At 42.9% G+C, this 12757-nt stretch carries 10 protein-coding genes; 9 read left to right on the forward strand and 1 reads right to left on the reverse strand.

Going from position 1 to position 12757, the window contains the following annotated elements:
* Positions 1-36 precede the first annotated feature (36 nt).
* The gene (locus ACY652_RS05570; protein ID WP_462267035.1) at positions 37-3312 is read left to right on the forward strand and encodes a SusC/RagA family TonB-linked outer membrane protein; all 3276 of its coding nucleotides are present in this window, start codon (positions 37-39) and stop codon (positions 3310-3312) included.
* A gap of 21 nt (positions 3313-3333) precedes the next feature.
* Positions 3334-4863 carry a RagB/SusD family nutrient uptake outer membrane protein gene (locus tag ACY652_RS05575; RefSeq protein WP_462267037.1) on the forward strand — a complete coding sequence of 510 codons (1530 nt, stop codon included), beginning with the start codon at positions 3334-3336 and terminating at the stop codon, positions 4861-4863.
* A 354-nt stretch (positions 4864-5217) separates the two neighbouring features.
* On the opposite strand, the gene ACY652_RS05580 is transcribed toward ACY652_RS05575, so the two are convergent.
* A complete protein-coding gene (locus tag ACY652_RS05580; RefSeq protein WP_462267038.1) occupies positions 5218-6099 on the reverse strand; it encodes an SDR family oxidoreductase in 882 nt (293 codons plus the stop codon).
* Between the two features lie 77 nt (positions 6100-6176).
* Here ACY652_RS05580 and ACY652_RS05585 point away from each other — a divergent pair, with 77 nt between their 5' ends.
* The 7 genes from ACY652_RS05585 to ACY652_RS05615 all read left to right on the forward strand — a co-directional run bounded on the left by ACY652_RS05585 (position 6177) and on the right by ACY652_RS05615 (position 12705).
* Positions 6177-7007: a helix-turn-helix domain-containing protein gene (locus ACY652_RS05585; protein WP_462267040.1), complete on the forward strand. Its 831-nt coding sequence runs from the start codon at positions 6177-6179 to the stop codon at positions 7005-7007.
* An 838-nt stretch (positions 7008-7845) separates the two neighbouring features.
* Positions 7846-9114, forward strand: a complete 1269-nt coding sequence (locus ACY652_RS05590; RefSeq protein WP_462267041.1) for an ABC transporter ATP-binding protein — start codon at positions 7846-7848, stop codon at positions 9112-9114.
* Between the two features lie 23 nt (positions 9115-9137).
* On the forward strand, positions 9138-9671 hold the full coding sequence (locus ACY652_RS05595) for a GNAT family N-acetyltransferase (protein WP_462267042.1): 534 nt from the start codon (positions 9138-9140) through the stop codon (positions 9669-9671).
* A gap of 3 nt (positions 9672-9674) precedes the next feature.
* Complete coding sequence (locus ACY652_RS05600; protein ID WP_462267044.1) at positions 9675-9911, forward strand: hypothetical protein; 237 nt, start codon at positions 9675-9677, stop codon at positions 9909-9911.
* Complete coding sequence (locus tag ACY652_RS05605; RefSeq protein ID WP_462267046.1) at positions 9912-10970, forward strand: 3-oxoacyl-ACP synthase III family protein; 1059 nt, start codon at positions 9912-9914, stop codon at positions 10968-10970.
* On the forward strand, positions 10963-11703 hold the full coding sequence (locus ACY652_RS05610) for an SDR family NAD(P)-dependent oxidoreductase (protein WP_462267047.1): 741 nt from the start codon (positions 10963-10965) through the stop codon (positions 11701-11703). Before ACY652_RS05605 ends, ACY652_RS05610 begins: the two co-directional genes overlap by 8 nt.
* Positions 11704-12705, forward strand: a complete 1002-nt coding sequence (locus ACY652_RS05615) for a ketoacyl-ACP synthase III (protein ID WP_462267048.1) — start codon at positions 11704-11706, stop codon at positions 12703-12705.
* Positions 12706-12757: the final 52 nt, after the last annotated feature.

Here is a 12757-nt window from a genome sequence, read left to right on the forward strand (position 1 = left end):
CTGCTTTACAGTCATTCACAATTAATTTTTAAAAATATGAATAAAAAGATTACTTCTAATCTTTTATACCGGTCATTTATTTATACCAGCCTTCTTGCATTTCTGTTTACTATAACTGTCAATAGCGTATATGCTGCTCCCCGCCTTTACGCACAGCCCAGAACAGTAACCGGTGTTATTACTGATGAAACCCACCAGCCCCTGCCCGGCGCCAGCATTTATGATAAAGCCAACCGGGCGCACGGCACCACTTCAGATGGCAATGGTAAATTTACCATTACCGCTGCCGAAGGTTCCACACTGGTATTCAGCTTTATCGGTTACCTGCCGCAGGAGGTAACCGTACCTGCATCAGGCACCCTGAACGTGCAGATGAAACCGCAGGCCAACATGCTGAACGAGGTAGTAGCTATTGGTTACCAAACTATCCGTAAAAGCGCCGTAACCGGGGCAATATCAAGCGTAAAAGCCAGCGATTTAAACTTGTCGGCCCCCTCGCTTGGGCAGGCGCTGGTAGGCAAGGTTGCCGGTGTGCAAATATCGCAAACCAGCGGCGCACCCTATACCAGCCCCAAGGTACGGGTACGGGGTATTGGCTCCTTTAACGCCAACTCTGATCCGCTGTATGTTATTGATGGCTATCCTTCCGGTAATGATATTTATATCAACCCTGATGACATTGAAAGCATTGATATTTTAAAGGATGCCGCTTCGGCTGCCATTTATGGTTCACGCGCATCGGGCGGTGTGGTATTAATTACCACCAAAAGAGGTAAAGAAGGAAAGGGCAGATTTGAATACGATGTACAAACCGGTATTAACCAACTGGCCCACAAGGTAAAACTGCTGAATGCCGACCAGGCTGCGCTGTTAGTGATAGATGCCCGTAATAACGCCTATCATGATCTATGGATAAATACCGGCCATATCTGGAATGATGCCATGTACTCGGATGCCAATGCCACCCGTGTAACTAATGTAGGTAATACCGGCAGTGTAAGTATTCCGGACGGCCTGTATAATTTTGCCGCACAAACACCTATCAAGCAAACTGTAAATACCGACTGGCAGGATGAGTTGTACCGCAACACATTTTACCAGAAACATACACTTTCCTTCTCGGGCGCATCAAAAGACATACATTATTATGTAAGCGGCGCTTATCAGAATCAGCCCGGCATTATTAAAACTACCGGTCAGGAACGCTATAATTTTCGTACCAATGTGGATGGCGATGTAAGCAAGCGCATTCACATTGGCGCTAACATTGCCTACACTCAAAATACGAACCGGGAAACCCAGGAAGGACGTTTTGACCACTCGCCCATATTAGGTGCGCTTATTTATATGCCCTACCTGCCGGCCTATAACGCCGATGGCTCTTTAGCTACCAATGCCGAAGCTGCCGGTTCAACGCAGTACGGCTACCAAGGTATCGAAAACCCGGTTGCCCTTGCCGAGCGTATTAAGATTTCCCGGAAAGGTTACCGTAGCCGCTACAATGCCAACGCTACTTACAACATTCTGCCCGGTTTTAATTTTAAAGCCAACCTGGGTACTGAAACCTACACAGAGAAGTATGACTACTATTATCCCACTACGTTAAGCAGTGGCGTATTTGCGCCGGGATCACCTCAATCCATTTTAGCAGCAAACGCCACTGCATCAAGCTTAACAACACTCGACAGGCTTGCCGAATTTACCTTAAATTACAACAAGCAATTTGGCAAGCATCATATTGATGCCCTTGCCGGCTATACGGCACAGCGCACCACCAGTGATTTTATAAGTGTACGTGCTAATGGCTTCCAGAGTGATTATGTTCCGGAGATTTCGAGCAGGGGGGCCGACGCCGCTAATTTTGGTTTAAACTCTGCGGCCAAAAGCGCTTATACTCTACTTTCATACCTGAGCCGCGCCAGCTACAATTATGCCGGTAAGTATTTCTTAACTGCCTCCTTCCGTGCCGATGGTTCATCACGTTTCGGGCCGGCCAATAAGTATGGCTATTTCCCATCGGTAGCAGCAAGTTGGAACTTATCTGATGAAGACTTTTATCATGATTTTCTGGGTCAAAAGTCTACAGTTAAGTTGAGAGCCAGTTGGGGTAAGAGCGGTAATTTTAATATTCCTAATTATGCTATACAACAAACATTGGCTAATCCTGCTGGTGCAGTTTTGGGTGGAGGTGTGGTAACTTCTACCTATCCGGGTGGCATCAAGGATTCAAGATTGAGCTGGGAAACTACCTCACAATACAATTTTGGCACTGATATAGGCTTGTTTAACGGCCGGCTTCAGGTTATGGCTAATTATTATCTCAGTTACTCTTATAATCTGCTATACAACCAACCAATCTCGGCTATATCAGGCAGCAGTTTTATTCTTACCAATCTCCGCGATTCAAAAGTTCGCAACACAGGTTTCGACTTGCAACTGGATGGTAAACTTATTCAAAGCAAGGATTTCAACTTTGGCTTAAGCGGTAACATCTCTTTAAACCGGAACAAAGTAGTTAAGTTACCTCCGTTAAATACCATTATTATTAATGGTGCCGAACGGTCTTATTTGACCAGCATTACCACCCAGGGCCAGCCTATCGGTATGTTTTATGGTTTTAAGGTTGGCGGTGTAATCACAGCCGAAAACTTTGGCAAAACAGCCCCATCCGCCTCGCAAACCAATCCTGCAAAAATTGGCGATTTGTATTTTGTGGATACCAATAATGATGGCATCGTAAACGATGCAGACAAAACCATTATCGGTACGCCTTACGCTAAGTTCACCTACGGATTTGCTTTCAATACTAATTACAAGCATTTTGATGCGGCCGCCTCATTCAACGGTTCATACGGTAACCAGATTCTCGACGGGCAGGATTATTATCTGTATAACCTTGAAGGCTCAGGTAACCAGTATGCAGACGTAGCCGACCGCTACCGGAACGCTGCCGAGCCTGGCAACGGTAAAATATACCGCGCCTCACGCGCCGGTACACAAAGCAACAGTACCAGGCTATCTACCTTTTACCTGCAAAGCGGCTCCTACCTGCGTTGTACCAACCTGACTTTGGGTTATACACTGCCTAAGTTTCAGGGCAACGTTTTGGGCCTCACGAATGCCCGCATCTTTGCAAGTGTGGTTAACGCCTTTACCATTACCAAGTACAAAGGCTATAACCCCGATGTGGATTATAATTATTCGGGCAGTTCAACCAACAATACCCAGCCTGCAAACCTGGCGCCGGGGATCGATTACGGTACTTATCCGCTGGTTCGGTCTTACAACTTAGGGGTAAACGTTACTTTTTAATTTACGCTAACAGTACAACAAATGAAAAGAAAACTTATAGCCATTACCTGCCTTGCTGCAGGTATGGCAATATTTCAATCCTGCAAAAAAGATTTTCTGAATGAGAGCGACCCCAATGCCATTACGGTTGATGAAAGCTATAAAACGCCCAATGATGTATTGCTGGCGGTAAATGGCATCTACCAATCGCTGCGCAGTAGTAACAATATTGGCGAGAGCAGCGATTTATGGACGGATCAGCGCTCCGACGATACAGGCACCAATGATAACCAGTCGAATGCCGGCGAACCCTTTCAGTTTAACAACTTCTCGATACTGCCCAGCAATACTTACCTGAAAAGCCATTGGGTATCTTTGTATACCACAATTACGCGGGCTAATACGGTACTATCGCATATTGATCAGGTTACGTTTACTGATAATAACCAGAAACTGCAATACACAGCAGAAGCAAAATTTTTGCGGGCGCTGATTTATTTTCATCTGGTGCGCACATGGGGTGATGTGCCATTAGTGACCAAACCTTTATCTGCCACAGAATTAACTGATGCAACTTTCCGTGAAAAGCAGGAGGTAGTTTATCAGCAAATCGTAGCCGACCTGAAAGAGGTAATTAATAACAGCCCCCTGCCCAATTTGCAGGCACCCACCGGAAGAACATCTAAGGCAGCAGCTAATTTTCTGCTGGGGCAGGTGTATTTAACTATGGCTACTACCATAGACCCGGCCAACCGGCAAGCCAATTTGAATAGCGCCAAAACCTATCTAACCAACGCTTATAACATGCGCACCTTTGGCGCATTAAGCAGTATACCTTACACTGATGTGTTTGATGTAAGTAAGAAAACTACCTGCCCGGAGTTGATCTTTCAGATTGTAAACATACAGGGCGACCTTACTTACAGCTCACCGCTTGCCGCCAACAACCAGGCTAAGGGCGAAACCATCAATTCAAAAAAAGTAACTTCGGGTGTGGGCTACAACGTTACCCGCGATTTGATCAACGAGTATGAAACCGGCGACCCGCGTATGGCCTTCTCGGTAAAATTTGCCAATGACGCTACGGTTAAAGACTGGTTTGTAACTAAATTCAGGGACAACAGCGATAAGGCTACCACTAACGGCTACGGCGGTAACGACTGGATATTGATGCGCTACGCCGATGTGATTTTATCACTTGCAGAGGTAAACAGCTATTTGGGTGATAATGCTGCTGCCATTTCTTATTTAGACCAGGTGAGGGTACGGGCAGGTATGCCTGCCTATGCAGTATCACTAACCAATGCCGATTATGCAGCCCGGTATCCTACACTTAAGCTGGCCATCCTGCACGAGCGGCGTGTGGAACTGGCTTTTGAACATCATCGCTGGTATGATCTGATCAGAACTTTTAACACTAATGAATTGGTAACTTATTTCAAGACGAAAAAACAAACTGATTTCGGATTAGCGCAATTAAGTAACTTTAATGCAAAAGATCGCTATTATCCTATTCCTTTTGACGAGTACAAGTTAAATCCGGATAAGATGTACCAAAATCCCGGCTATTAAAGACCACCACTTAATTCAGAAGGAACTGCTGTTCCTCCTGAATTATTTGAATGGAGGTGTTTAGTATTTAACCCAATGCTAAGTTAATTTGTTGAGTATAAAAGCAGGAGTTTGATCGGGAAACCATTGAACGTAGCTGCATTCGCTTTTCTTAAGAACAAAACAGGTACTGCCGGCCTTAAAAAGCAGAAGCATCAGACGATATGCCTACGCTGTTTCTTAATAAGCCGTACTATAGGCACTTTAATTTTTGCAGCAGGCAATAGCCTGCTGCAAAATCATATGATCATTTAGAAAATGCTCAAATTCCAGGCTCTTCATAGCTATTCCAAACCCGGAATAACCTAACCAGTTTTAATTAGCAAATTGACTTTTGTAATCATCTGCAAAGCTCTTAAAATCATAAGGCGCCTTGCCTGTAACTTTTTTAATATCGTCAGTAACAACAGCAGCCTCACCCCTCGCATAATGAGCATAATCCTCAATAAGTCCTTCTGCCATCCATTCCGGAAACTTTGCATCCAGCAACGCCTGCATCATGGATTCTGGTGAAACATCAATGAAGGTTATGGCTTTACCTGTTGCCTCAGATAAATATCCGGCCATCTCCTGATGAGTTATCGCAGCGGGGCCTGTAAGGTTATAAATTTTATTATAATGCTCCTTTCCGGTTAGTGCCTTTACAGCAACTGACGCAATATCACGTATATCTACAGCGCTGATTTTTGCTTCACCAACAGCAGCAAAAAATTTCCCCTGTTCAACTATGGTACCTTTAAACCCAAGCAATCCCTGCATAAAAAGGTTAGGACGCAAGAAAGTATAGTTAAGTTCGGAATCTTTGATCCTTTGCTCTACTAAAGCATGGTAGCGGAGAAACCTTACCGGTGAATGTTGATCAGCTGCCCACTGCGACTGTTTAACAATGTGCTTAACACCAGATTTCTTTGCAGCTTCAACGAAATCAGATTGTTGCTTCTCAGCTTTTTCTGTAGAATTGGTTAACAAAAATGCCGTTTCAATTCCCTGCAAAGCAGCTTCTATACTTGCTGTGTCATCAAAATTTCCGGTCACAATTTCGCAATAAGGCAAGCTTTTGAGCAATTTAGCCTCCTCAGCAGACCGTACCATAGCCTTAAACGGAACTTTTTCGGCAGATAGCTGCTTACTCACTTCTGTGCCGATGTTACCAGTGGCACCTGTAATTAAAATAGTTGCTTTTCCTGATGTTTCCATAATTTTTTAAACTTGATAGTAAAATTATAGTTTCTTTTTAAAGCCGGATTGTAAGAAAACGCAAACACGATTTTATAATGGCAGAAACAATTATTGATGCAGGTCTGGCTTTAAAGGAAGTAATCAGCTACTTCTACTTGCTCTTATGCAGTGAGAACGACGTGAAAGTATTAAAACACCTCATGCCCAACCTTGAGATGATGCTTGTGTTTAATTTCGGGCCGCCTGTGCCATATTCATTTGATAACAGCCCGTTAGATAAAAGGCAAATAAACCGGATTGCCGTATTGGGGCCTTTAAAAAAAAGATTGAATTACGAATTGCAGCCAGGTTGCAATCTTATCGTGGTTAATTTTACGCTAAACGGCTTTTATCGCTTTTTTGGTGTTTCCATGACGAAGGTTAAGCAAGACGAATTATATGATCCCGACAAACTTAATAATGGAAATTACTACAGCCTGATGTGGGAACGGCTTGCTCAAATTGAAAATACGGATGGAAGAATAAACGGCTTACGGATAGGGCTTTTAAATATCCTAAACAGCTCTGAACCGGCCAGCGAGGCGCTTCTGAATGGCCGCAGTTATTTTAATGATCCTGCAAAACAACCTGTAAAAGCAATAGCTTCTGATCATGGCCTGGCTCAAAGAACGGTACAACTACGTTTCCAGAAATACCTGGGGTATTCAACAAAGGAGTTAATACGATTCAAACGCTTCAAACTTGTTGTATCCTATCTTTCACAAATGGAACCGGCAAAAATTAACTGGGTAGATGTTGCCGTAAGCTACGGCTATTACGATCAGAGCCATTTAATAAAGGACTTCAACTATTTTTTAGCTACTACCCCTGAGTATTTTATTCACAACATCAATAAATTCTGTATCATTCAGGATAACTATAAGTAAAACAAGCTATCTGGTTATTGTTGAATACTGAATCATCAGCGCAATAGAAGGTTGTTTATTTCTACCCATGGTGTACCATGCGCTCCCGGTTTCCGCATAACCGGACAGTAAGTCATCTCGAAATGCAGTGTTTATTTATTACCGTCATGATAAAAATTGAATAGCCTACTTGGCAGATGTATACAACTCCGGTATCTGCAAATGCAGCGGCATCATGTGAACGCAATCATCTCAACTTAAAAAACCTTTCGAACACTTATTGCCACCCTCAACTACAATCTTAATAGAACCATTAGTTTCCAGCAAACTTGTGGCCATCTGATTAAAGGCCTTATTATACACCTGGCAATCCCTGCAGGCAATTGTAACAACTACAAAACATCCTATTGGCACAGAACAGCCGCAACTTTAAAAAGGAGTCTGATAATTAAGGTTTGTGCTTTCTTATTGATGCTGAATACACATAGGTAAGCCGGATAGAGCGATAAATTTAACTTATCGCATCTTTACTATTATTGTAGTACTAACCCTTTGCCAATAACGCCTGTACAGTTATTGGACAACACTTAGCTGCCACGCTTCGTATACAGTTCTTCAATGAGTGGGAGTATTAACCGCAACCGTTAAAACAACTACATTTTATTTATATTCGCAAAAGACATATAGTATATAGACCCTACGGCTTACCGGAACACCGCCTGCCATAAACCTTTGGTTCAGCAGTAAATTCAGGCTAAGCGCACCACAGCATTAGCTGGGTCAAAATCATTGATAATCAGGCTATTAAATTACTTTATTGTAACTGATGTGGCGAAGCTGTATACCAACAGGAGGTTGATTGAGCAATCCGGTAATTAAAGCAGAGGGGCTTTCCAAAGCTTACCAGTTAGGGAATTTAGGAACAGGTACTATCTCGCGCGATTTAGCACGCTACTGGGCACGGGTTAGAGGAAGAGAAGATCCATTTTTGAAAATTGGCGAGGTAAATGACCGCACCCTGAAAGGTGACAGTAATGTAATATGGAGCCTGAAAGACCTCAACTTTGAAATAAAACAAGGTGATGCGGTAGGCATCATCGGTCGCAATGGTGCAGGTAAAAGTACATTGCTTAAAATTCTGAGCCGTATTACTACCCCCACTACAGGCTCATTTAAAATTAAAGGCCGGATTGCCAGTTTATTAGAAGTTGGCACAGGCTTTCACCCGGAGCTTACCGGACGCGAGAATATTTACCTGAACGGAGCTATACTGGGCATGCGCAAAGCCGAGATAAAACACAAGTTTGATGAGATCGTAAACTTTGCCGGCGTTGAACGCTATATTGATACGCCTGTAAAACGCTATTCGTCAGGCATGTATGTAAGGCTGGCCTTCGCGGTAGCGGCCCACCTCGAAAGTGAGATTTTAATTATTGACGAGGTACTGGCTGTAGGCGATGCTGAATTCCAGAAAAAATGCCTCGGCAAAATGGGGCAGTTAAGCAAAGGCGAAGGCCGTACGGTTTTGTTTGTCAGCCACAATATGGCAGCGGTAAAAACACTTTGCAATAAAGGTATTGTATTAGCCAGCGGGCAATTGATATATCAAAACAAACAGCTGGAAGCCGTTAGCTTTTACCAGAATAACAACAATACCAAATCAAAATTTGAGCATCGTGCTGATATTGGTTCGGCGCCAGGCAATGAAAATATAAGGGTGTTAAAATTTATCATCAAATCGCTGGAGGGCGAAAGTATTTCTATTGCAACCGGGCTTAGCCTGGAAATGACCTTTTTTAACCGCAAGGCCGGCATTAACCTTGATGCTACCTTCGAATTAAAAAACAGCGATGAGATACCGGTGTTCCACAATGGGGTACTTATATCAACCAATAACGATTCAAGCACTGGTTTCTATACGGTTAAATGCGTTATTCCGCCTTATTTATTAAACGCTGGAAATTATTCATTCAAGCTAATCTTTGGTGAAAACCAGCGCTATCTGTTATTTGGCGCGGATGATTTTATTGGCTTTGAGGTTGAAAACGAGAGCAAAGGCAGCAACAGTTTTTTAGCACCGGGAGTGATACATCCGAGGCTTGATTTTACCGTAGATTACCAATCATAATACTGCTAAACCATACAAACCCTTTGCAATTACCCGCGCATCAATACGGATTGATTTTCAGGCTGGTTGAGGAGTCCGATGCAGAATTTATTTTCAGCCTTCGCACCGATCCCAGGCTTGCAAAGCACATTTCGTCGGTTACCAATGAACTTGAAGCGCAAAAAGCTTGGATCCGCAATTACAAAGAAAGAGAGGCACGCAGGCTGGAATATTACATTCTATATGCCGATCAACATAACCAGCCAGTTGGGGTGGTAAGAATTTATGATATAACTGATACTGCTTACACCTGTGGCAGCTGGCTTATAAAATCAGGTTGCGATGAGTTTATAAGCGCGAAATCAGATCTGTTTATTTCAAAATTTGCATCAGAAGAATTAAAAAATAAAAGGTGCGTTTTTGATGTCAGGAAAAACAACAAAAAAGCATTGCGGTATCATAAAATGTTTGCAACAATAATAGGCGAAGATGAACTCAACTATTATTTTACAGTAAATGAGGAGGATGCGAGGCGGAAAAAAAGTTTTTTAACAAGCATAATACAACCCAATATTTAAGCTATGAACATTGAAAAATTTGTAAGTGAATTTGCTGATCAGTTTGATGAAATAGATACAAGCAGCTTTACAGCCGAAACATTATTTAAAGAAAATGACGAATGGAATTCGATGACAGCGCTTTCGGTTATTGCTATGGTTGATGAAAGTTATGCAGTTAGGCTGATAGGCGATGATGTTAGAAACTCTAAAACAATACAAGATGTTTATGATATTGTATTGACCAAATCAAACTCCTGAATGGCATTTCTGCATATTAAAAATGTTGCAATCAGGGGTATCTCCGCCTGTGTACCAACAAGGGTTGAAGAAAATATTGATATTGATGATATTCCAACGCTGGATATTGAAAAATTAATTAAAACCACAGGTGTTGAACGCCGGCGCATTGCCTCGCCAGGCACCTGTACCTCTGATATGTGCGTTGTTGCTGCCGAAAAGCTGATTGCAGATTTAAAGTGGAACAAGGATGAAATTGACGGGCTTATAATGGTTACCCAATCGCCCGATTACCTTGTTCCGGCTACCTCTCCATCGCTGCAGCACAGGTTGAGCTTATCGCAGGAATGCTTTACCATTGATATATCTTTAGGCTGCTCGGGGTATATTTACGGCTTAAGTACACTTGGCAGCTATATGAACACCGGCATGATCAAGAAAGCCTTGCTTTGTGCAGGCGATGTATCCTCCATCTCCTGCTCGAAACAGGATAAAAGCACTTACCCCTTGTTTGGCGATGCTGGTACGGTAACTGCTTTAGAATATTGTGAGGGTGATGAAGGAATGAAATTTCACCTTGCAAGCGACGGTAGTGGCTATAAAGCCATCATGATACCCGATGGCGGCCACCGCAGCAGGTTTTCAGAGGCTTCATTAGTGGAGCATGTTATCAACCAGGGCATTAGCCGGAACAATATTGAGCTATGGTTAGATGGGATGGATGTGTTTTCTTTTGGTATATCCAAAGCCCCTGAAACCGTAAACAAATTGTTAACAAACTTTTTAATAGATAAAAGCGCCGTTAACCATTTCTTTTTTCACCAGGCAAACCTGATGATGAATGAACGGATCAGGAAAAAATTGCACCTGCACGAAAACGTTGTACCCTACTCATTAAAAGATTTTGGTAACACCAGCAGCGCAAGTATACCGTTAACCATGATTACAGAAACTGCAAATGAACTAAAAAACGGGAAGAAGAATATTGTTGCCTGCGGTTTTGGAGTGGGCCTGTCATGGGCAACAATGCAATGTACTACTGATCATCTTGTTATTCCTGATCTTATATATTATGGATAATCCTTTTTCCTTACAAGGTAAAAAAATTTTAGTAACGGGTGCCTCTTCAGGTATAGGCAGGCAAACTGCTATATCCGCTTCAGGCATGGGGGCCGAAACTTATATTACAGGCAGAAATGAGCACAGGCTATCCGAAACATTTGATTTGCTCGAAATGCCCGGCGGAAAATATCTTGTTGATTTAGCCATTGAACAAGAACTGGATAAGCTGGTTGGGGCAATGCCTAACTTAGATGGCGTGGTATTGTCTGCCGGGATTATAAAGGCTTTACCGTTTAAGTTTATAAATAGACTTGAATTAGATACTATTTTTCAAACAAACTTTTTTTCGCCTGCCCTTTTAGTTAACAAGCTGCTGAAAGCCAAAAAAATAAACAAGAAGGGATCGGTAATATTCATATCTTCTATAGCGGGCAACTATATCGGCTCGCCGGGTAATTCCATGTATAGCGCTTCAAAAGGGGCCATAAATGCTATTCAAAAGGTAATAGCGATTGAACTTGCCCCGCAGAAAATCAGGGTAAATAATATATCGCCGGGAATGATAAGAACTGAACTCATCAACGACCCAACCTTTACTGAAGAGCAAATGAAAAAAGATGAAGCAAACTATCCTTTGGGATATGGTGAACCTGCTGATGTTGCCAATGCAGCGGTTTATTTACTGTCTGACGCCAGCAAGTGGGTAACAGGCAGTACTTTGATAATTGATGGAGGCTTTGTAATACGATAAATGCAAGCTTTTATTAAAGCAATTTCCTACTATTTACCTCAACAGCAACTCAGTAACACCGAACTCGCGAAGCTATTTCCCGAATGGGGCGTGGAAAAGATAGCAAAAAAGATAGGCATTAATACCCGGCACATTGCCGCAGCCGACGAATTTGCATCAGACATGGCTATTGCCGCCGCTCAAAAACTTTTCACTGAGCACCACATCAACCCTGCCGAGATTGATTTTATACTGTACTGCACCCAAAGTCCGGATTATTTTTTGCCGACTACCGCCTGCATTATTCAGGATAAACTGAACCTACCTGTAAAAGCGGGCGCGCTCGATTTCAATCTTGGCTGCTCAGGTTACATTTATGGCCTGGCTTTAGCTAAAGGATTAATAGCCGGCGGGATAGCAAAAAACATCTTGCTGCTTACTTCTGAAACTTACTCAAAATTTATTCATCCCGGCGATAAGGGCAATCGCACCATTTTTGGCGACGCCGCTGCCGCAACCCTCATCAGCACCGATGGTATAGCAGCCATAGGCCAGTTTGAATTAGGAACCGACGGCAAAGGGGCCGAAAACCTGATGGTAAAACAAGGGGCCATCAGATACCCCGATAAAAACAGAGATAGCGTAAATGATGGCTACGGCAATGAGCAATCGCCGGGACATCTGTATATGGACGGCCCCGAAATTTTTGCTTTCACCTCCCAGATTGTCCCTGCCCTTATTGCCGGTACACTGTTTAAAAACAACGTTGATAAAGCTGGGATCGACCAGTTTATCCTGCATCAGGCCAATCAGTACATGCTGGAGCATCTTCGTAAGAAAATGGATATTCCGGTACCTAATTTTTATAACGCTATGGCCGGTGTGGGCAACACGGTATCCTCTTCAGTACCTATTGCCCTTTATGATGCTATGAAAGAAAAACCGGCTGCCCCAAAGGCAAAATGGCTTTTGGCCGGTTTTGGGGTAGGCTACTCCTGGGGGGCAACTGTTATAACTTTTTAACTGCTACAATGCGCATCGGATTTTCAGCATTTATTACTTAGAATGATTTGAT

Source organism: Mucilaginibacter sp., from assembly GCF_965200995.1.
Classification (GTDB): Bacteria; Bacteroidota; Bacteroidia; order Sphingobacteriales; family Sphingobacteriaceae; genus Mucilaginibacter.

Coding starts and splice junctions, on each gene's coding strand:
- ACY652_RS05570 (WP_462267035.1), top strand. CDS start 37: ATGAATAAAAAGATTACTTCTAATCTTTTATACCGGTCATTTATTTAT.
- ACY652_RS05575 (WP_462267037.1), top strand. CDS start 3,334: ATGAAAAGAAAACTTATAGCCATTACCTGCCTTGCTGCAGGTATGGCA.
- ACY652_RS05580 (WP_462267038.1), bottom strand. CDS start 6,099: ATGGAAACATCAGGAAAAGCAACTATTTTAATTACAGGTGCCACTGGT.
- ACY652_RS05585 (WP_462267040.1), top strand. CDS start 6,177: ATGGCAGAAACAATTATTGATGCAGGTCTGGCTTTAAAGGAAGTAATC.
- ACY652_RS05600 (WP_462267044.1), top strand. CDS start 9,675: ATGAACATTGAAAAATTTGTAAGTGAATTTGCTGATCAGTTTGATGAA.
- ACY652_RS05605 (WP_462267046.1), top strand. CDS start 9,912: ATGGCATTTCTGCATATTAAAAATGTTGCAATCAGGGGTATCTCCGCC.
- ACY652_RS05610 (WP_462267047.1), top strand. CDS start 10,963: ATGGATAATCCTTTTTCCTTACAAGGTAAAAAAATTTTAGTAACGGGT.
- ACY652_RS05615 (WP_462267048.1), top strand. CDS start 11,704: ATGCAAGCTTTTATTAAAGCAATTTCCTACTATTTACCTCAACAGCAA.